18 protein-coding genes are annotated in these 18,836 nt (G+C 72.4%); 11 read left to right on the top strand and 7 right to left on the bottom strand.

Features of this window, described 5'->3' with window-relative positions:
* Positions 1-124: 124 nt before the first annotated feature.
* Together nucS and FRADC12_RS08090 are read right to left on the bottom strand one after the other, a co-directional pair.
* Positions 125-787 carry an endonuclease NucS gene (gene nucS / locus FRADC12_RS08095; protein WP_045876194.1) on the bottom strand — a complete coding sequence of 221 codons (663 nt, stop codon included), beginning with the start codon at positions 785-787 and terminating at the stop codon, positions 125-127.
* 98 nt (positions 788-885) lie between these two features.
* The gene (locus FRADC12_RS08090; RefSeq protein ID WP_045876193.1) at positions 886-1,401 is read right to left on the bottom strand and encodes an HD domain-containing protein; all 516 of its coding nucleotides are present in this window, start codon (positions 1,399-1,401) and stop codon (positions 886-888) included.
* A 226-nt stretch (positions 1,402-1,627) separates the two neighbouring features.
* Here FRADC12_RS08090 and murA point away from each other — a divergent pair, with 226 nt between their 5' ends.
* Together murA and FRADC12_RS08080 are read left to right on the top strand one after the other, a co-directional pair.
* Positions 1,628-2,902, top strand: a complete 1,275-nt coding sequence (murA, locus tag FRADC12_RS08085; protein WP_045876192.1) for a UDP-N-acetylglucosamine 1-carboxyvinyltransferase — start codon at positions 1,628-1,630, stop codon at positions 2,900-2,902.
* Between the two features lie 348 nt (positions 2,903-3,250).
* A complete protein-coding gene (locus FRADC12_RS08080; RefSeq protein WP_157488739.1) occupies positions 3,251-3,958 on the top strand; it encodes a hypothetical protein in 708 nt (235 codons plus the stop codon).
* A gap of 22 nt (positions 3,959-3,980) precedes the next feature.
* Here the strand turns inward: FRADC12_RS08080 and FRADC12_RS08075 are convergent, their stop codons facing one another.
* Together FRADC12_RS08075 and FRADC12_RS08070 are read right to left on the bottom strand one after the other, a co-directional pair.
* Positions 3,981-4,373: a hypothetical protein gene (locus tag FRADC12_RS08075; protein WP_045876190.1), complete on the bottom strand. Its 393-nt coding sequence runs from the start codon at positions 4,371-4,373 to the stop codon at positions 3,981-3,983.
* 413 nt (positions 4,374-4,786) lie between these two features.
* On the bottom strand, positions 4,787-6,559 hold the full coding sequence (locus tag FRADC12_RS08070; RefSeq protein ID WP_045876189.1) for a 3-hydroxyacyl-CoA dehydrogenase family protein: 1,773 nt from the start codon (positions 6,557-6,559) through the stop codon (positions 4,787-4,789).
* Between the two features lie 488 nt (positions 6,560-7,047).
* Here FRADC12_RS08070 and FRADC12_RS08065 point away from each other — a divergent pair, with 488 nt between their 5' ends.
* Together FRADC12_RS08065 and FRADC12_RS08060 are read left to right on the top strand one after the other, a co-directional pair.
* Entirely contained in the window at positions 7,048-7,578 is a 531-nt protein-coding gene (locus FRADC12_RS08065; RefSeq protein WP_045876188.1) for a YkvA family protein, read from the top strand.
* Positions 7,579-7,657: 79 nt separating this feature from the next.
* Entirely contained in the window at positions 7,658-7,969 is a 312-nt protein-coding gene (locus FRADC12_RS08060; protein WP_045876187.1) for an Rv1322 family protein, read from the top strand.
* A gap of 104 nt (positions 7,970-8,073) precedes the next feature.
* On the opposite strand, the gene FRADC12_RS08055 is transcribed toward FRADC12_RS08060, so the two are convergent.
* Entirely contained in the window at positions 8,074-8,757 is a 684-nt protein-coding gene (locus FRADC12_RS08055; RefSeq protein WP_045876186.1) for an ATP synthase subunit B family protein, read from the bottom strand.
* 191 nt (positions 8,758-8,948) lie between these two features.
* Positions 8,949-10,322, bottom strand: a complete 1,374-nt coding sequence (gene ccrA / locus FRADC12_RS08050) for a crotonyl-CoA carboxylase/reductase (RefSeq protein WP_045876185.1) — start codon at positions 10,320-10,322, stop codon at positions 8,949-8,951.
* Positions 10,323-10,535: 213 nt separating this feature from the next.
* Here ccrA and FRADC12_RS08045 point away from each other — a divergent pair, with 213 nt between their 5' ends.
* The 5 genes from FRADC12_RS08045 to FRADC12_RS08025 all read left to right on the top strand — a co-directional run bounded on the left by FRADC12_RS08045 (position 10,536) and on the right by FRADC12_RS08025 (position 15,198).
* Positions 10,536-11,093 carry a SigE family RNA polymerase sigma factor gene (locus tag FRADC12_RS08045; RefSeq protein ID WP_013422151.1) on the top strand — a complete coding sequence of 186 codons (558 nt, stop codon included), beginning with the start codon at positions 10,536-10,538 and terminating at the stop codon, positions 11,091-11,093.
* A complete protein-coding gene (locus FRADC12_RS08040) occupies positions 11,090-12,076 on the top strand; it encodes an FG-GAP repeat domain-containing protein (RefSeq protein WP_052710755.1) in 987 nt (328 codons plus the stop codon). Before FRADC12_RS08045 ends, FRADC12_RS08040 begins: the two co-directional genes overlap by 4 nt.
* 382 nt (positions 12,077-12,458) lie before the next feature.
* Complete coding sequence (locus tag FRADC12_RS08035; protein WP_045876184.1) at positions 12,459-13,649, top strand: acetyl-CoA C-acetyltransferase; 1,191 nt, start codon at positions 12,459-12,461, stop codon at positions 13,647-13,649.
* A gap of 26 nt (positions 13,650-13,675) precedes the next feature.
* Positions 13,676-14,695, top strand: coding sequence for a methylmalonyl Co-A mutase-associated GTPase MeaB (gene meaB / locus FRADC12_RS08030; protein ID WP_084010514.1), 1,020 nt, complete (start codon positions 13,676-13,678; stop codon positions 14,693-14,695).
* The gene (locus tag FRADC12_RS08025; protein ID WP_084010513.1) at positions 14,692-15,198 is read left to right on the top strand and encodes a cupin domain-containing protein; all 507 of its coding nucleotides are present in this window, start codon (positions 14,692-14,694) and stop codon (positions 15,196-15,198) included. Before meaB ends, FRADC12_RS08025 begins: the two co-directional genes overlap by 4 nt.
* Positions 15,199-15,238: 40 nt before the next feature.
* Here the strand turns inward: FRADC12_RS08025 and FRADC12_RS08020 are convergent, their stop codons facing one another.
* Positions 15,239-16,810: an ATP-binding response regulator gene (locus FRADC12_RS08020; RefSeq protein WP_232303673.1), complete on the bottom strand. Its 1,572-nt coding sequence runs from the start codon at positions 16,808-16,810 to the stop codon at positions 15,239-15,241.
* 505 nt (positions 16,811-17,315) lie between these two features.
* On the opposite strand from FRADC12_RS08020, the gene FRADC12_RS08015 reads away from it, so the two are divergent.
* Together FRADC12_RS08015 and FRADC12_RS08010 are read left to right on the top strand one after the other, a co-directional pair.
* Positions 17,316-17,621: an MTH1187 family thiamine-binding protein gene (locus FRADC12_RS08015; protein WP_045876183.1), complete on the top strand. Its 306-nt coding sequence runs from the start codon at positions 17,316-17,318 to the stop codon at positions 17,619-17,621.
* Between the two features lie 92 nt (positions 17,622-17,713).
* A complete protein-coding gene (locus FRADC12_RS08010) occupies positions 17,714-18,742 on the top strand; it encodes a tetratricopeptide repeat protein (RefSeq protein WP_084010512.1) in 1,029 nt (342 codons plus the stop codon).
* The last annotated feature ends 94 nt before the right edge of the window (positions 18,743-18,836 follow it).

The raw sequence follows: 18,836 nt of genomic DNA, 5'->3' as shown, positions 1-18,836 counted from the left end.
CGGAACCGGCGCTTGCGCGCCTGCGGCTGCTCCGCCTGCTTCGGGCGCTTGGCGCCCTCGCCCTGGTTCGGGGGCGGGCTCAGAGGGCTGGGGCTGGGTTGGGGTCCCTGGGGATCGGACTTGGTTAGAAGAGGGTGGGAATGGACGGTTCCAGGCCGCGCAGGGCGTCGTAGTCGACGGTCACGCAGGCCAGGCCCCGGTCGGTTGCCAGGAGGCGGGCCTGCGGGGTGATGGACTGGGCGGCCAGGATGCCGTGTACCGGGTGCGGGAGCGCCGGGTCGTCGGTCATCCGCGCGATGTACCGGGTCAGCTGCTCGACGCCGTCGATCTCGCCACGCCGTTTGATCTCGACGGCGACCGTGGACCCGTCGCCGGCCCGGCAGAGCAGGTCGACGGGACCGATCCCGGTCTCGTACTCCCGGCGTACCAGGGTCAGGTCCGGCCGGATCGCGTCGGGGCGGTCGGCCAGCAGCACCTGCAGGTGAGCCTCGACGCCGTCCTTGCGCAGCCCGGGGTCGATCCCGAGATCGTGGGTGGAGTCGTGGACGACCTCCTCGATCGTGATGACGAGGGTCTCGGCGGCCTTGTTGGTGACCCGCCAGACACCCTCGGCCTCCGTCAGCACGCAGGGCGGGCTCATCCAGTTCAACGGCTTGTAGGCGCGGCCGTCGGCGTGGATCGAGACCGAGCCGTCGGCCTTGAGCAGCAAGAGCCGCACCGCGCTGGGAAGGTGCGCGTTGAGCCGTCCGACGTAGTCCACGCTGCACCGAGCGATCACGAGGCGCACTCGGCTACGTTATCGCGCCAGCGAGCCACTTCCCGGCACAGGTGCCGCCTTGGTCGCCGAAGGACCGCCATCGCCCGATCTGGGCCGCGGATCCCGGCTCAGACGCTGCTGCCGCCGCTGGTGCCGGGCGGGGTCGCGGCGCGGGCGAGCACCAGTTCGTCGAGCAGCGCGCGCCGGGCGACGTAGCGGCGGGCGAGCCGGTCGGCCTGTTCAGCGGGCAGCCGGCCCAGCCGGACGGGATCGCTGTTGTCGGCCATGTCGGCATGTTTCACGACGACGGCGACCGGGTCGGCCGCCACCCTGGCCAGGTAGGCCTCGGTCGGCTCGTCCGCGCGTTTGGTCAGCGCGTCGACCGCCGCGACGACCCGCGGTGAGTACCCGCGCCCGGCCAGGTCCGCGAGGGTCACCTCGGTGTCCTCGACGACGTCGTGCAGCAGCGCCGCCAGCTGGGCCTGCAGCGGGTCGACGCCGGCGGCCGGCGCGGTACGCTCGACCGTCGCACGGACCCGCAGCGGGTGCCCGATGTACTCCTCGCCGGCCTTGTCGAGCTGGCCGGCGTGCATCTCGGCCGCGAAGGACTCTGTCGCCGCGATGCCTGGTTCAGGACACGCCATGTCCTCACGGTATCCGCGGCCGGCCAAGGCCCGCCCAACCGGCCCGACGGTCCTGGCCTGGTCCCTGATGATGGGACTCTTGGACTCTGGCTTGGCGGGTCGACGCGCCGGGAAGGGGCGGGACATGCCGGAGGCCACGCGGGATGAGCCCGTATCGGGTGAAGGACAGCCGTTGCGATCCCGTGGGGGCACCGGAGTGTCCACGCAAGCCCTAGCATCGCTTTCTGTGGAACGCTTCGTCGTCACCGGCGGATGTCAGCTGGCGGGTGAGGTCTTCATCCCCGGGGCGAAGAACTCGGTCCTGAAGCTGATGGCCGCGAGCCTGCTGGCACCCGGCGTGACGACCCTGTCGGCCGTGCCCGAGATCCTCGACGTGGACGTCATGGCCGACGTGCTGACCACTCTCGGTGCGACGGTCGGGCGCGACGTCGCCGCCGGCACGATGACCATCGACACCCCCGTCACCCCGGGCGCGGCCGCCGACCCCGACCTGGTGCGCCGGATCCGGGCCTCCGTGGCCATCCTGGGCCCGCTCGTCGGCCGGTGCGGCGAGGCGAGGGTCGCGCTGCCCGGCGGCGACGCGATCGGCTCGCGCGCCCTGGACATGCACGTCAACGGCCTGCGCCGGCTCGGCGCCGTCGTCGACATCGAGGATGGCGTCCTGGTCGCGCGGTCGTCCGGCCGGCTGCAGGGTGCGGCCATCTGGCTGGACTTCCCGAGCGTCGGCGCGACCGAGAACCTGCTCATGGCGGGGGTTCTGGCCAAGGGGACGACGGTCGTCGACAACGCAGCACGGGAGCCGGAGATCGCCGACCTGTGCCAGTTCCTGACCGAGATGGGCGCCCGGATCGAAGGCATCGGCGGTTCCACGCTGGTTATCGAGGGCGTTGACGAGCTACGGCCCACCACCCACGAGACAGTGCCGGATCGGATCGTCGCCGGAACCTACGCGATCGGCGCCGTCATGACCCGGGGTGACGTCTTCATCCGGAACGGCCGGGCCGAGCATCTCGGCATCGTGCTGGAGAAGCTGTCCGCCGCCGGGGCGGTCGTCGACGTCGGCGGCGACGGGTTCCGGGTCTCGATCGACGACCGGCCTCGCTCGATCGACGTCGTCACCCTGCCCTTCCCGGGGTTCCCGACCGATCTGCTGCCGCAGATCATCGCCCTGGAGGCGGTCAGCCAGGGCATCTCGCTGATCACCGAGAACGTGTTCGACAGCCGCTTCGTGTTCTGCCGCGAGCTGCTGCGGCTGGGCGCGCAGCTACGGACGGACGGCCATCACGTCGTCGTGCGGCCGGCCGCCCAGCTCGTCGGAGCGTCGGTGGCCGCGTCGGACGTCCGCGCCGGCGCCGGCCTGGTGCTGGCCGGCCTGGTCGCGCAGGGCACGACCGAGGTCCACGAGGTCCACCACATCGACCGCGGCTACGCGGGGTTCGTGGAGAACCTGCGGGCGCTCGGCGCGGACATCCGCCGCGAGCGCGACGCTGTCGCCGCCTGACCGACGGGAGGCCTCCTCGTGCGCCCGCCGCTGGGGACCCGAACGGCCGGCGGCAGCGACGCCCAGCCCCGACCACACGGCATACTTCAGGCATGCGAGTTGCGTCACCTGTGGCCAGGAGCGGGACTGCCTGAGCCGGCTCGCGGGAACCACCGGTCGACGGCCGGCGTGACCCCCTCGCGACGGCCCGTGGCTGGCGGTGGGCGCCGTGGTCGCGTCCGGGGCCACCCCGCACCCCGGAGGCGAGATCGGGCTGGGGGCTGTGCGATCCTGCCTTTCGAATGCACAGCCGGAGGCCTACGTCCCCCGGAGTGGTGGGGGGAAGGTGCGCAGGCCGAACGGAGGCACGTGCTGGACATGGATGTACCGATGCCGGCGGGTTCTGGAGCCCGCGCCAGTGGCGTGCCCTGGAAGGCCTGGGTGGAACAACGGCGTCGGCCCGTGATCATCGGCGCCTTCGTCGCGGCTGCCCTGCTGGGCGTCCTGATCGGCCTGCTGACCGCGCCCAGCACGAACGGGCCATCTGGTACAGAGGCCTCGGCCGCCGTGGCGCAGGCCCGTCAACCGGCGCTGCCGTCGGTTCCCTGGAATGGCGACCGCTCGCCGGGCGCAGCGGTGAACGTCACCCTCGACCAAGCCATGTCGCCCATCGTGCGTACGGCCTTGGCATGGGCGGCTGCCGACGACGCACTCGCGAAGGCGGGACGGCCCACCTGGTCCGAGGTCTTCCTCTCCTCGGGTTCCCCGGCGTCGGGCACGGCCGGCGCGCAGGCCGCCACCAGTAGAGCCGTGCTGACGGACCAGTCGATCACCATCCCGCAGGGGCTTCTCTACGGTGCCATTCAGGGCACTGACGCGGCATCTGACGATTTCTGGGCAGTCGGCTTCGCCGAAACCTCGGGCAGCGTCGTTCCGGTAGACCGGCTACACGTCTGGGAGCGGATCGGCAACTCAGCCTGGAAAGTCGTCGCCACCGGCCCAGGCGCCTGCACCAAGGTTCCCCCCAGCATGACCGCGGTCTGGGGAAGCCACCCAGAGATCTGCAACGCTTCCTGACCCGCCTTCCGTTGGGAAGGACTCACTGACCGAACGGCGCGATGACGCCCGTCGTGTAGAAGTTCTGGCCAATCGTGTAGTACAGCTGGGTGCTCACCTGCCAGTTGCTCGTGACGGTGGAGCACCAGCCCCCGCTGGGTGCGGTTCCGATACCGACTGTCACTCCGAGGTCGGTGCCGGCGTACACCGTTCCCGCGGTCATGAGAAGATTGGTCTTGCCGTTGGCGATGTAGTTGGCGCCTCGCGCGACCTTGAGGCTGCCTTTCACCCAGGTCTCAATGGCGGCACCATGCTCGGGCGAGCTCGTGTTGTTCAGATGCGGGTAAATACGATTGACGAGAGAGTATCCCTGATACTGCAGATCGGCGGCGGTGCAGGGCAGGGCCGCGGCAAGATAACAGTCCGGATTGATCAAACTACACTTCCAGTCTGGTCGGGCCTGGAGAAGTGCTTAGAGTTGATCAGGAAACCCAGCAACCACAGGCGGTTCACGTCGCTGCCGGTCTATCCGTGCCGGCCGAATTCGACTACCTTGAGTAGTCATGCGCTGCCGAGAGCGATCTCGCCGCAGCCCTGGGTGCAGGGCCCGGCAGCCTGCGCCATCGATGGAAAACCGATGAATACAATTCCTAGTGTCAGCAGGACGAGCGGCAAGACCGTCAGGCGGCGACGGACCGAAGAGCTGATCTCGCTAAGGTGCATGAAAAGACGACAACGATCCGCCGGTAGCGGGCCGACAGGGATTCTCGCATGTTGCCTGTCCGTTGTCTTTTCTTATCCGTCGTGCGCCGCGGGCAGAGTTGTCCGCTGGATCGCGTCTCGGGCCGACTAACGGCGGTGGTCGTGGAAGCCGCGGCCGGTCTTGCGGCCGAGGTAGCCGGCGGTCACGAGATGCTCCAGCAGCGGAGCGGGCGCGTACCCGGGCTCGCGGAACTCCAGGTAGAGCGTCCGCTGGATGGCCAGCGTGACGTCGAGGCCGACGACATCGGCCAGCTCGAACGGGCCCATCGGGTGCCCGCAGCCGACCTTCATCGCCGTGTCGATGTCCTCGACGCCCGCGTAGTGCGCCTCCAGCATCCGCACCGCGTCGTTGAGGTACGGGAACAGCAGCGCGTTGACGATGAACCCGGCCCGGTCGGCGCAGGTCACCGGGTGCTTGCGGGCGGCCCGGGCGACGGCGAGCACGGTCGCGACCACGTCCGGCGCGGTGAGCACGGTGGGCACCACCTCGACGAGCTTCATCGCCGGCGCCGGGTTGAACCAGTGCATGCCGATGACGTCGCCCGGCCGGCTGGTCGCCGCCGCGCATTCCACGACCGGCAGTGACGAGGTCGTCGTCGCCAGCACCGCGCCGGGCTTCACGACCCGGTCGAGCTCGGCGAACAGAGCCTGCTTGACGGCGAGGTCCTCGACGACGGCCTCGACCACCAGGTCGGCGCCGGCGAGGTCGGTGAGCTCGGTCGTCCCGCGCAGCCGGGTCAGCGCGGTGTCCCGGTCCTCGGAGGTCAGCCGGCCCTTCTCGACGGCCCGCGCCAGCGACGACTCGACCTTCTTGCGGACCGCTGCGACCTTGTCGTCGGTCCGGGCCCGCACGACCACCTCGTAGCCGGACTTGGCCAGCACCTCGGCGATGCCGCAGGCCATCGTGCCGGTGCCGACGACGCCGACCGTGTGCACCGGCCGTTCGGTCGTGCCGGCGACCGTCGCCGGGGGAGCCGGGTCGACGATCTCGGGCGAGTCCGGCCCGGCGTAGCGGTAGAAGCCGCGGCCCGACTTGCGGCCCAGCATGCCGGCGGTGACCAGCTGCTTGAGCAGTGGCGCCGGGGCGTGCAGGTGGTCGCGGGAGGTGTGGTAGATCGAGTCGAGGATCGCGTAGGCGGTGTCCAGGCCGATCAGGTCGAGCAGGGCGAGCGGGCCCATCGGGTGGCCGCAGCCGAACCGCATCGCCGCGTCGATGTCCTCACGGGTCGCGTAGTGCGCCTCCAGCATGCGGACCGCGTTGTTCAGGTAGCCGAACAGCAGCGCGTCGACGATGAACCCGGCCCGGTCGCCTGCCGTCACCGCGTTCTTGCCGACGCGTTCGACGAGGGCCGCGAGGTCGGCGAGCACCGCCGGGTCGGTGACGACGGTGCTGATGATCTCGACCAGGTCCATCACCGGCGCCGGGTTGAACCAGTGCGTCCCGACCACCCGGGCCGGGCGGCCGGTGGCCGCGGCGAGCTGGGTGACCGACAGCGAGCTGGTGTTCGTCGCGAAGATGGTCTCGGGCCCGCAGAGCCCGTCGAGCCGCGCGAACAACGCCATCTTCGCGTCGAGGTCCTCGTCGATCGCCTCGATCACGAGCGGCGCCCCGGCCGCCGCGGACAGGTCGGTCCCGGCCTGGATCCGGGCGAGCAGCGCGTCGCGCTCGGCCGGGGTGAGCTTTCCGCCGGCCACCGCCCGGTCGGTCGAGTGCGCCAGGTGCCCGAGCCCGCGCCGCAGGCCCGCGTCGTCCTTCTCGACGCCGACCACCCCGATGCCCGCCCGCGCGAGGACCTCGGCGATGCCGGCGCCCATCGTGCCGAGCCCGACCACCGCGACCGTCGTCAGCTCACGACTCATGTCAGCTCCCTGTCGAAAGTGCCTCGCGCCGGTCCACCGGCTCTCCCGCGGCCACGGATGAGCGGCGTCAGCCAGGCTGGGCGCGGGCCGGGTGTCAGAAGCGTCTGCTGCTGGGCGGAATTCTCCCAGATCAGTGACGGACAAGCTCGTGATCGCGAGGAGGACTGTCGCCTATCTGCCGCCGCGCGGGCCGGGAAAGGATGTGGTGACAGAGAGTGTTGGCATGGGCGCGCCTGGTGTGCAATCGAAGGCCCCGCACCGGGGGGAGGGGCGCCCGGCTGACCCCCCGGCTGGCCGGGCCGACCGGGCGGATCGTTCGGACGGGCCGGATCGGCCGTTCCCTTGGGGGCCGGGCGGCCGGCCCGGCGGGAGCTATGCGGTCGTACGCACGTTCTAGGATGGATCGGCAGGTGAGTGGCGTCTCCCGATGATCTTATGGCGGCAGGGTCTCGCGGCGCCGGCAGTGCGAAGGAAGGAAGGGTCGGCCGATGGTCTCGCTGGACAAGGACGCGGTCCGCACGTTCGGCCGAGAAGTAGCCACCTTCCTGCCTGATCTGGCCCTCATGCTGCGCGGGGTGGTCGCCGATCCGCGGGTGCCGCAGTCGGCGAAGGTCGAGGCCGGGGCGGCGCTGGCCTACCTCGTCTCCCCGCGTAACCGGATCACCAACGTCATCCCGGTCATCGGGCAGCTCGACGACGTCGCGGTCGTCGCCTTCGCGTTCCGCCGCCTCGTCGTCGGCGCGGGCGAGCCGATCCTGCGGGAGCACTGGCGTGGGAGCGACCGGGCCTTCCACGCGCTCATCGGGGCCTCGTCGGCCCTCGCGAGCCCGGCAGGGGCGCTGCGCAAGGCGAAGCTCGCGACGACGCTCGCCGGCGCCGCCTTCGGCCGGGTCGGCAACCTGGGCGGCCGGTTCGGCCATTCGGGCCGCGTCGTCGACGGCGAGGTCGTCGGCCGCGTGGACGAGTCGGCGCCGACCGGCTCGTCGGGACGGACCGACGGCGGTCGCTTCCGCAAGTGAGCCGTCGGCGTCCGCCGGCCAGCAGGCGCGGCGTTCCAGCGGTGGGGGATGGGCCGACGGCCGAGGCCGGGCGGCTGTCGTGAGCCCACGACGCGCGGGATCGGCTGGCCGTCCCCGCAGGGGCCGACCGCAGGACGACGAGCAGGGGTCCCGGCCGGGCTGGCTCGTCGAGTCGGTCGAGGTCGATGGCGAGGACTGGTCACAGCGCCCGGTGACCGGCGCGGCGAGCGGTAAGCCCTACCGCTGCCCCGGCTGCGACCACGAGATCTCGCCGGGCACCCCGCACATGGTGGCCTGGCCGAGCGGGCGGACCGACAGCCGGCGCCACTGGCACACGCCCTGCTGGGCGCGCCGCCGCGCGGGTGGGCGCCCCTACCGGGCTCCCTACTGATCGGGGCCTGGCACCGGACTGCCTGGTCCAGCCCCGACCGCGGCCAGCCTGCCCCCGCTAGCCCGTCGCGGGTGGCGGCGGGCGTTCGGCGAGACCGCTCGTGACTAGATGCGGCTGCCGGCCTTGGAGCTGACGGCCTTCTGCTCTTCCAGGCCGGGCAGCTCGATGGCCGCAGTGGCGGCGGCGAGCTGGTTCTGCAGCGCCGACAGCTGCTGGGTCACCTGGTTGCGCAGCGCGCCCAGCTGCTGGGTCACCTGGTCCCGCTGCCGCTCGAGCTCGCTGAGCCGATGCTGCGACTCGTCCTCGAGCTTGTGCGCCTTGGTCCGGGACGTGTCGATGATGTGCTCGGCCTCGCCGCGCGCGGTCGACACGATCCCGGCGGCCTGCTCGTCGGCTTCGCGCAGGGTCCGGTCCCGGGTGTGCTCGGCGTCGGAGACGATCCGCCGGGCCTCCTCGAGCTGCGCGTCGGCGTCCCGGGTCCGCTCGGACCGCACGGTGGCGGCCTCTTCCTCGGCCAGCATCAGGATCTGGGTGATCCGGCCGCCGAAGTCGTCCCAGGCCGGCCGGCCGGCGGCGAGGTCGTCGCGGACGCGCGCGGCCTCGGCCGCCGCCTCCGACGCCGCGGCCTCGGCGGCGGCGCGGTGCGCCTCGGCCTCCCGAAGCTGTTCCATGAGCCAGGCGACATGAGAGTTCACCTGGTGAGGGTCATAGCCGCGGCGAACCAAGTCGAAGCCCGGAGAGCCTTCAACTTCGCCGCCCATTGGCAACATGTCGGAGTGCTCGGTCATAGCAGACCAGCAATCCAGACGGTCGCGTGCCTAGTCACAAGGGCAACCCTACCGTCCGCTGGAGCGCCTTCCGCAGCACCCCCGCCGAATGGTTTCCGGCCGGTTTCGGACGCTGTGAAACCGGCCTACCTGCCCGGGAGCCGGTCCCGGACAGGTACGAATGGCGTGCAGTCCGTGCCTGCCGACAGGCGTCAGATGCCACGGAACCGGTTGATCGCCGCGAGATGACGGTCTCTGAGCGCCTGGTCGCGGACGCCGAGCCCTTCGGCCGGCGAGAGGCACAGGACGCCGACCTTCCCCTGGTGCACGTTGCGGTGAACGTCGTGAGCCGCCTGGCCGGTCTCGTCGAGCGGGTAGACCTTGGACAGGGTCGGGTGGATCAGACCGCGAGCGACCAGCCGGTTGGCCTCCCAGGCCTCGCGGTAGTTCGCGAAGTGCGAGCCAATGATTCGCTTGAGGTTCATCCACAGGTAGCGGTTGTCGTAGGTGTGCATGAACCCGCTGGTCGACGCGCACGTCACGATCTGGCCGCCCTTCCGGGCGACGTAGACGGACGCGCCGAACGTTTCCCGGCCGGGGTGCTCGAACACGATGTCCGGGTCCTCACCGCCGGTCAGCTGGCGGATCCGCTTGCCCAGCCGCTGCCACTCCTTCGGGTCCTGGTTGTGCTCGTCCTTCCAGAACCGGTAGTCCTCGGCGTTGCGGTCGATGACCAGGTCGGCACCCAGCGAACGGCAGATGTCGGCCTTCTGTGGCGAGGACACGACGCAGACCGGGATCGCGCCGCCGCGCAACGCCATCTGGGTGGCATACGAGCCCAGGCCGCCGGAGGCACCCCAGATCAGCACGACGTCGCCCTGCTTCATGGCGGCGCCGTTGCGCGAGACGAGCTGCCGGTAGGCCGTCGAGTTCACCAGGCCGGGGCTCGCCGCCTCCTCCCAGCTCAGGTGGCCCGGCTTCGGCATCAGCTGGTTGGCCTTCACCAGGGCGAGCTGGGCCAGGCCGCCGAAGTTCGTCTCGAATCCCCAGATCCGCTGCTCGGGGTCGAGCATCGTGTCGTTGTGCCCCTCGGGCCGCTCCAGCTCGACCGACAGACAGTGCGCGACGACCTCGTCACCGGGCTTCCAGGCGTGCACTCCCGGGCCCGTGCGCAGCACCACGCCGGCGAGGTCGGAGCCGACGACGTGGTAGGGCAGGTCGTGCCGCTTCGCCAGTGGCGACGTCTTCCCGTAGCGCTCCAGGAAGCCGAACGTCGACATCGGCTCGAAGATCGACGTCCAGACGGTGTTGTAGTTGATCGCCGACGCCATCACGGCGACCAGCGCCTCGCCCGGCCCCACCTCCGGAGTGGCGACCTCGTCGACGTGCAGCGACCGGCGCGGGTCCTTGTCCCGGGAGGCCAGGCCCTCGAACATGCCGACCTCGTCCTTGCGGACGACCACCCCCCGGTAGGACTCGGGCACGGGCAGCCGGGCGAACTCCTTCGCGCGGGTCTCAGCTGTTGACCTTTCAGCAAGATCGGCTGGTGACCCTTCGGCAAGGATGGCGTCGAGGATGTCCTTCACGGGTCTACCTCCGGCGTTCGAGCGGCAGTCAGTCCTTCGAGCGGCACGGCAAGTGTCATCGATAACCACCCTCACAGTCGCGTCATCCCCGCAGGACCGATGGCGGACAAGCATCGGGAACCGGACTCGGCTGACTAGCTGTGGCGGGAAGCGGTAGAACGGAGACGACAACCCAAACGGCCCGGTCGGCGTCAAACAGTCGTGACCGCGCCCATGACAGTCGTGGAAGGGTGGCGGCCCGTGCCTGCGCGGAGCGACGCCGCCCGCAGTGCCGTCGCCCGGGACGCCGACCAGGCGCTGACCGCGCTGTACTCCGAGCACTACCGGTCCCTCGTCCGGCTGGCGGCCCTGCTCCTGGACGACATCGGCCTGTGCGAGGAGGTCGTGCAGGACGCCTACATCCGCGTCCACGCGGCCTGGGGGCGCCTGCAGGACAAGGACAAGGCCCTCGCCTACCTGCGCCAGACCGTCGTCAACCTGGCCCGTTCCACGCTGCGGCGCCGGCTCGTGGCGCTCAAGCACGCCCCCAAGCCGATGCCCAACGCCGCCAGCGCCGAGGAAGGGGCCTACTCTCTCGTCGAACGGGCGGCGGTCGTGCAGGCGCTGCGAGAGCTGCCCCGCCGGCAGCGGGAGGCCGTCGTCCTGCGTTACTACGGTGACATGTCCGAGGCCGACGCCGCCGCCGTCATGGGGTGCAGCGTCGGTTCCGTCAAGGCGTACACCTCCCGTGGCCTGGCGGCCCTGTCGACCAAGCTGGCGGACCTACGGTGAACACCCCTGAGCAGCGGGACGTGCTCGGCCCCGAGGAGCTGAGCCGGCTGCTGCACGCCGCGGTGGAGCCGATCCGGCCGTCGCCGGAGGCCTACCGGCGGATTCAGGCCGGCGTCGAGCGGCGCGGCCGGTGGCGGGCGCCGCTCTACGCGGCCGGCGGGCTGGTGCTGGCCGGCGCGATCGTGCTGAGCGTCCTGCTGGTCCGGCCGCGCCAGCAGGACGACGTCGTCGAGGTCCAGCCACCGATCAACGTGACGGCCGCGTCCCAGGCCGGCGGCTCGACCGGCCCACACCCGACGAACGGGCCCAGCTCCGGCGGTTCGACGAGGCCGGGCACCTCGACCGGGCCTTCCGTCGGGCCGAGCGGTCAGCCCTCCGGCGTCACGACGTCCACCGGCCCGGTGCACACCACCGCGTCCTCGACCGACGGGGGCAGCCTGGCCCGGCCGACACCGGTGGCCTGGCCGGCGAAGCCCGGCGACATCGACGGCGACGGCACGGTCGACGCGGTCCACGCCAGCGGCACCAGCGTTCAGGTCACCCTCAGCCGCGGGGGTGCGGCCCGGGTGACCCTCCCCGCCGGCTCCACGGCCGGGCCGAGCACGGCACTCGACCTCGACGACGACGGCTTCGCCGAGCTGATCGTCCAGACGGGCGCCGGCAGCGGCGTCACGACGTATGCGCTCGCGCGGTACCTCGCGCCCCAGGAGATGCAGGTGGTGGCGCCGCCGCCCCAGCCCGAGCGCCTCGCCGCCGGCACCTCGGGCGCCACCGCGGGCTGGGGCTTCGCGTGTGTCAGCGCTGGCGTCCAGTTCGTCGTCGGCACCTCGTCGGACAGCGGCCAGACCTTCCAGGTCACCACCGTCACGCTGAAGCCGACCCTGACCGGCGGCTGGGTCCAGCAGGGTGACCCCACCACCAGCACGATGGCGGCCTCCGTCGCGACGCCCTCGTTCGTGGCCCACTGCGGTTCGCTGGGCTGAGGCGGTCGGCCCGAACGGGCGCTGAGCGCCCGCGGCAGACCTGCCAGATCGCCGACCTCCCAGATGGGCTCCGCCCATCCGGCAGGAACCCTGTCGCCGATCAGGCAGGGACCCCGGCTCCGCCGGTCCGGGCGCTGAGCGCCCTCACCGACGTGGTCCGGGGTGGCGTTGAAGTGCGAGGGTGGGCGCTGGTCCAGGGTCGGGAACTGCCTGCGTTTCGCCCGAGTGCGGGTTCTGGGCGCGTCTCGCTCGCGACGTGGCGGGGAGTGTGACGTGCGTGGCGGGTGGTGCTTGCCACGCTCCGGCGGCACGTTCTGCAAGATCACGTTAGTGTGGGAAGAACGCCTTTCCTGATTCGCACTCCCCTCTGCTGGAGGCAGCCATGCCTGGTTCGGTCATCGTGGCCGGCGCGCGGACCCCGATCGGCAAGCTCTCCGGGGCGCTCAAGGGCTTCTCCGCGGTCGAGCTGGGCGGGGTCGCGATCAAGGGCGCGCTGGAGCGTGCCGGGATCACCGGCGACGCCGTCCAGTATGTGATCTTCGGCCAGGTCATCCAGGCCGGCTCGATGCAGATGGCGGCTCGCCAGGCGGCGGCCAAGGGCGGCATCCCGATGACCGTCCCCTCGATCACGATCAACAAGGTCTGCCTGTCGGGCCTGGACGCGATCGCGCTCGCCGACACCTACGTCTCCAGCGGCGAGTACGACGTCGTCGTCGCCGGCGGCATGGAGTCGATGACGAACACCCCGCACATGCTGCTCGGCGCCCGCGCCGGGTTCCGCTACGGCGCCGCCGAGCTGGTCGACGCGACCGAGTACGACGCGCTGACCGACGCCTTCGAGCGGATCGGCATGGGCCTGGCCACCGAGCAGTACAACGTGCCGCTGAACATCTCCCGCGCCGAGCAGGACGAGTTCTCCGCGCTGTCGCACCAGCGGGCCGCGGCGGCCATCAAGAACGGCCTGTTCGAGGACGAGATCGTCCCGGTCGAGGTGCCGCAGCGCAAGGGCGACCCGATCGTCGTCAGCCAGGACGAGGGCGTCCGCGGCGACACCACCGCCGAGACCCTCGGGAAGCTGCGCCCCGCGTTCACCAAGGACGGCACGATCACCGCGGGCTCGTCCTCGCAGATCTCCGACGGGGCCTGCGCGGTCGTCGTCATGAGCCGCGCGAAGGCCGAGGAGCTCGGCCTGCCGATCCTCGCCGAGGTCGGCCACCACGGCTTCGTCGCCGGTCCGGACACCTCGCTGCAGTCGCAGCCGGCCAACGCCATCAAGGCGGCGCTGACCAAGGAGGGCCTGACGCCCGCCGACGTCGACCTCTACGAGATCAACGAGGCCTTCGCGTCGGTCGGCATCCAGTCGATGCGCGAGCTGGGGATCACCTCCGGCGTGGTCAACGTCAACGGCGGCGCGATCGCGCTCGGCCACCCGGTCGGCATGTCCGGCGCCCGGATCGCCCTCACGCTGGCCTACGAGCTGCGGCGGCGCGGCGGTGGCGTCGGTGCGGCCGGGCTGTGCGGTGGTGGCGGCCAGGGTGACGCGCTGATCCTGCGCGTGCCGGCCGCCTCCTGACCCACTTGCCCGGCCGAGCGGCCGCCGTGGCCCGAGGCCCGTATGCGAGCCCGGAGGCGCTGGTGGCGGCGGCCGTCGAGGACGGCTCGCCGCGCGCGCTGGCCCGGCTGATCTCGCTGGTCGAGGAGGGCTCGCCCTGGCTGCGGGAGATCGCCCGGCTGCTGGCGCCGCTGGCCGGGTCGGCGCAGGTCATCGGCATCACCGGTGCGCCCGGGGTGGGCAAGTCGACGTCCACCTCGGCGCTGGTGAGCGCGTTGCGGGCGGACGGGCGCCGGGTCGGAGTGCTCGCCGTCGACCCGTCGTCCCCGTTCACCGGCGGCGCGCTGCTCGGCGACCGGGTCCGGATGACGGCGCACACCACCGACCCGGGCGTCTACATCCGGTCGCTGGCCTCTCGCGGCCATCTGGGCGGGCTGTCATGGGCGACGCCGCAGGCGCTGCGGGTGCTCGACGCGGCCGGCTACGACGTCGTGCTCGTCGAGACGGTCGGGGTCGGCCAGGCCGAGGTCGACATCGCCTCGATCGCCGACACCACGCTCGTGTTGCTGGCTCCCGGAATGGGCGACGGCATCCAGGCGGCGAAGGCCGGCATTCTGGAGATCGCGGATGTCCTGGTCGTCAACAAGGCCGACCGCCCCGGCGCCGACGACACCTACCGCGACCTGACGAACATGGTCCGCCTGTCCGGGCTCACCGGTCATCGCGGGCGCGACGGTGCGGCGGCCGACGACGGGCGGTGGGTCCCGAAGGTGGTCCGGACGGTCGCGGCCGCGGGAACGGGCGTCATCGACGTCGTCGAGGCCGTCGCGGCGCACCGCTCGTGGCTGGAGGCAAGCGGCGAGCTGGCCCGCCGCCGGGCCAGGCGGGCCGCCGACGAGATCGAGCAGATCGCCGTCGCGGGGCTGCGCGCCCGGTTCGGGGAAACCCGCGGGTCCCGCCACCTCGGTGCTCTGGCCGACGAGGTCGTGGCTGGGCGGCTCGACCCCTGGACTGCCGCCGACGACCTGATCGCCGCCCTGACCGGCTCGCCGGAGCCGGCCCGATGAGCGGGAGCTCGGAGCGCACCCCCGAGCAGGCCGCCGGACCCGCCTCGGCCGGTCCGGCGGGGGCCCAGGACCACCCGCTGATCGCCGCGCTCGGGCTGGCGGCTCATCCGGAGGGTGGCTGGTACCGGCGGACCTGGGCGAGCCCTGACGAGATTCCGGCCCACGGCGGCCGGCGCCCGGTCGCCACGTCGATCCTCTTCCTGCTCCAGCCCGGCGAGGCCTCCGCCTGGCACCGGGTCGCCTCGGCGGAGATCTGGCTGTGGCAGGGCGGCGGCCGGCTCACCCTGACGCTCGGTGGCACCGGGGCGGACCCGTCGCCCGGCGAGCAGGTCACGCTCGGCCCCGACCCGGCCGGTGGCGACGCCCTGCAGGCCGTGGTGCCCGCCGGCCACTGGCAGATGGCGCGCCCCGTCGCGGGCGAAGCCGTCCTGGCCGGCTGCGTGGTGGCTCCGGGCTTCGACTTCGCCGACTTCGAGCTATACGGCACTCACCCCGAGCCCTGACCCAAGCCGTGGTGCCACCGGGCCCGCCGCGGCGGCGGGGTCAGGACTGCGTGGTGGCGGGGTACTGGGGAGCCGCGGGGTACTGCGTCCCGGCCGGCGACGCGCCGTTGGGGTGGGCTCCCGCCAGCTCCGTCGCGGCGCTGCCCGCGGCGCTCTTGACGGCGATGACGAGCGCGCCGGTGTCCATCGGCGACGGGACCACGTCCCGCGCGCCCGCCTGGCGCAGGCGCAGCGCCTCGGCGGCGTCGTCGGCCGCGGAGAGGATCACGTTGGGCACGGCGCCGGCCTTGGGATCGCCGGCCAGGTAGGCGAGCAGGTCCGAGGCCGTTGTGTCCGGCAGCTGCTGATCGATCATGATGAGGTCCGGCTGGGCGCGGTGGATCGCGTCGAGCGCGAGCGCGCCGCGGGGCACGCTGATCGTGTCGGCGCCGAACGCGCGGGCCAGCGTCTGGGTCACCTGGGCCCGAGTCGCGGGATCGCCGCTGACGTGCACCACCCGCATGCTCGCCCCGGTCGGGATCCGGCCGCCGATGCCCGGCGGGAACGGGTCCTGGTCGGGGTCCGGGTGCGGGTAGCGGACGTCGACGGCGTCGAGCACCACCGCGAAGACGCTGCCCACGCCGTATCGGCTCGCCGCCGTCAGCACGCCGCCCATCGCGGTGACCAGGGCGTGCGAGAGCGCCAGGCCGAGGCCGCTGCCCTCGATCCGGGTCTGCTCGGCGCCGAGCCGTTCGAACGGGCGGAACAGGCGGTTCATCGCGTCCGGCGGCAGGCCCTGGCCGTCGTCCTCGACCTCGATGCGCAGCCGCCCGCCGGTGATCGGCACGATGCCGACCCGCACGGTGCCGCCCTCCCGGCCGTACTTCAGCGCGTTGCCGACCAGGTTGAGCAGCACCTGCCACAGCCGGCGCCGGTCGGCGTCGACGATCAGCGGCTCGGCCGGGTGGATCACCCGGCGGATGCTGCGCCGCTGGGCGAGCGGCTCGACCAGCTCCACCACGCCCTCGACGATGTCCAGGACGTTGACCGGCGACTTGGTGATGTCGCCGCGGCCGGCGCGCAGCCGGGCCAGGTCCAGCACGTCGTCGATGATCGCCTGCATGTGCCGGCCGCCGGTGATGATCCGCTGGACGTCGTCCAGCAGGTTGTTCGGCAGCGGCTCGAGCTCCAGGAGCTGGGCGAAGCCGAGCATGGCGTTCAGCGGGGTGCGCAGCTCGTGGCCGAGCCGGGCCATGAACTCGTCCTTGGCCCGGGAGCCCCGCTCGGCGTTCAGCCTGGCGTGGCGGTCGGTGACGTCCCGGGCGACGAGGGCCACCCAGCCGGCCCGGTCGGCCCGTACCGTCACGTCGAACGGCACCGCGTTGCCGGCCATGTCCAGCAGGTTGGCCGAGCCGCGCCACTCGCCGAAGCGGGCCAGCCCGTCGAGCACCGCGTCGGGCGACACCCGCGAGGCCGGCTCGACGACGTCGGCGAGGTCGCGCAGGCAGCTCACGCCGGCCAGCCGGTCGCCGAGGAAGGCACGCGCCGCCGCGCCGACGTCGAGCAGACGTCCGTCGGCACCGACCACAACGACGAGGTCGTTCAGTGCGTCCAACAGCGTGCGGGTGCTCACCTGGTCCACATCCCGTCGGGCCGCCCGCGGTGTGGGGGCACCGGGGCGGACAGGGGCGGTCCGGCCGGGTGGTGGCGCGCGTCAGGGCCTACCGAGCGAGCTCGGCGGCTGTGCCCCACCTGTGTCCGTCCCACGGCGGCCAATGGTAGGGCGTTCCGTCATCCGGTGTTGTGGCGGGTTTGCGCGGCACGGCTCGGCGTAGCGTCTTCGTGGACTCGAAGCGACCATTCGCTAGCACAGCGGGTTCGCTCCGGCGTTAACGTCACATGTCGAATCGTCTCCGAAGCCCGGGGTGTTCGCCGCGGGCGGGGTGGACGCTGCAGCGCCAGCGGTTGGCACGCATCGTAGCTGCGACGTCGGCGGGCCCGCCGTGTCTGGTTTTGTGCCCTTCGGGGGCCAGGGCGGGCCGGTGTTGGGCGCCCGGCGGCCCTGGTGTGCCGGTGCCGGTGCCGGTCCGGGCGGCCAGGCCGCCGCGTCCCCAGCCGGGCGTGATATTCCGTGAGCCATGCTTGTAGCGTTCAGCGTGACCCCGATCGGCGCCGGCGAGGATGTCGGTGCCCTGGTGGCCGAGGCCGTCCGGGTCGTCCGGGCCAGCGGCCTGCCCAACGAGACCACCTCGATGTTCACCACGATCGAGGGCGAGTGGGACGAGGTCATGGACGTCGTGCGCCGGGCGACCGAGGCGGTCGGCGCCGGCGGCGGGCGCGTCAGCCTCGTCCTGAAGGCCGACATCCGGCCGGGCGCCCACGATGCCCTGCATGCCAAGGTGGCAATGGTCGAGCGTTACCTGGAGCCCGCGGGCGAGTTCTGAGGCTTTCGCCCGTTCGGCCGGGCTGACGGTTCCCGGTCGTACGGGAAAACAGTCGTGTCCGGCTCGGCCCGGTCGTCGTGGGAGGTGTCACGATGGTGGGTATGCAACGTAGGCCTCCAGTCCCACCCACGGCTGGTCGACCGGGCGCGCCCGGCGCCAGACCCGCGCGCGGGCAGTCCTCCCGCAACCAAGCCGGGCCGCTCCCGGATCGGCTCGGCGGGCTGCGGCTGGCCGGTGCGGTTCCGCTCGACCCCAAGCCAGCGCCGCCGCCCGCCGCCCGCCCGCCGGCCGCCGCGCCCGCCGGTGGCGGCGCGGGGAGCCCGGCCGGCCCGGTGGTCATCGACGTCACCGAGGCGACCTTCGCCGACGAGGTCGTCAACCGGTCCATGCAGGTGCCGGTGGTGCTCGACTTCTGGGCCGACTGGTGCGGCCCGTGCAAGCAGCTCAGCCCGATCCTGGAGCGCCTGGCCGTGGCCGACGGCGGTCGCTGGGTGCTGGCGAAGATCGACGTGGACGCCAGCCCCGGCCTTGCCCAGGCCGCGCAGGTCCAGGGAATCCCGGCGGTGAAGGCGGTCGTCGGCGGCCGGATCATCGGGGAGTTCACCGGCGCGCTACCGGAGGCAGAGGTGCGCGGCTGGCTCGACCAGCTCCTCGACCTCGTCGCCGAGACCTTCGGTGACATGCCGGGGGCCGCCGGCCCGGCCCGTGACGCCAACCTGACCGCGGCTGACGAGGCGATCGAGCATGGCGACCTGCCCGCGGCGGCCGCGGCGTACCGGGCCAGGCTGGCCGAGGCGCCCGCCGACCCGGAGGCGGTGCTCGGGCTCGCCCGGGTCACCCTGCTGGAGCGGGTGAGCGGCGTCGACCCCGCGGACGTGCGCCGGCGCCTCACCGCCAACCCGGACGACGTCGACGCGGCGCTCGTCGCGGCCGACCTCCTGATCGTGCAACAGGGCCAGATCGACGACGCGTTCGGCCAGCTGGTGGCGCTGGTCCGGCGCACCACCGGCGAGGACCGGGAGAAGGTGCGCGCCCACCTGGTCGGCCTGTTCCAGGCCCTCGGCGACGCCGACCCCGCCGTCCCCCCGGCCCGCCGAGCACTGGCCGCCGCCCTCTTCTAGAACCGAGCGAAGCGAAGATCGGGCCCCGTTCGCGTTTGCGATATGGACCGACCCGGTGGCTTCGCGTAGCCCGCCGGGCCAGCAGGCCGGAGCG

The sequence above is a fragment of the Pseudofrankia sp. DC12 genome (genome assembly GCF_000966285.1).
GTDB lineage: Bacteria > Actinomycetota > Actinomycetes > Frankiales > Frankiaceae > Pseudofrankia.
The sequence above is the reverse complement of the archived record's forward strand: the minus strand, read 5'-3'. Positions and strand labels throughout refer to the sequence as shown.

What these genes read in the sequence shown, in the direction of transcription:
- FRADC12_RS08090 (WP_045876193.1), bottom strand. Translation starts at nt 1,401, where the DNA reads ATGGCGTGTCCTGAACCAGGCATCGCGGCGACAGAGTCCTTCGCGGCC.
- FRADC12_RS08070 (WP_045876189.1), bottom strand. Translation starts at nt 6,559, where the DNA reads ATGAGTCGTGAGCTGACGACGGTCGCGGTGGTCGGGCTCGGCACGATG.
- FRADC12_RS08065 (WP_045876188.1), top strand. Translation starts at nt 7,048, where the DNA reads ATGGTCTCGCTGGACAAGGACGCGGTCCGCACGTTCGGCCGAGAAGTA.
- FRADC12_RS08055 (WP_045876186.1), bottom strand. Translation starts at nt 8,757, where the DNA reads ATGACCGAGCACTCCGACATGTTGCCAATGGGCGGCGAAGTTGAAGGC.
- FRADC12_RS08045 (WP_013422151.1), top strand. Translation starts at nt 10,536, where the DNA reads ATGACAGTCGTGGAAGGGTGGCGGCCCGTGCCTGCGCGGAGCGACGCC.
- FRADC12_RS08035 (WP_045876184.1), top strand. Translation starts at nt 12,459, where the DNA reads ATGCCTGGTTCGGTCATCGTGGCCGGCGCGCGGACCCCGATCGGCAAG.
- FRADC12_RS08025 (WP_084010513.1), top strand. Translation starts at nt 14,692, where the DNA reads ATGAGCGGGAGCTCGGAGCGCACCCCCGAGCAGGCCGCCGGACCCGCC.
- FRADC12_RS08015 (WP_045876183.1), top strand. Translation starts at nt 17,316, where the DNA reads ATGCTTGTAGCGTTCAGCGTGACCCCGATCGGCGCCGGCGAGGATGTC.
- FRADC12_RS08010 (WP_084010512.1), top strand. Translation starts at nt 17,714, where the DNA reads ATGGTGGGTATGCAACGTAGGCCTCCAGTCCCACCCACGGCTGGTCGA.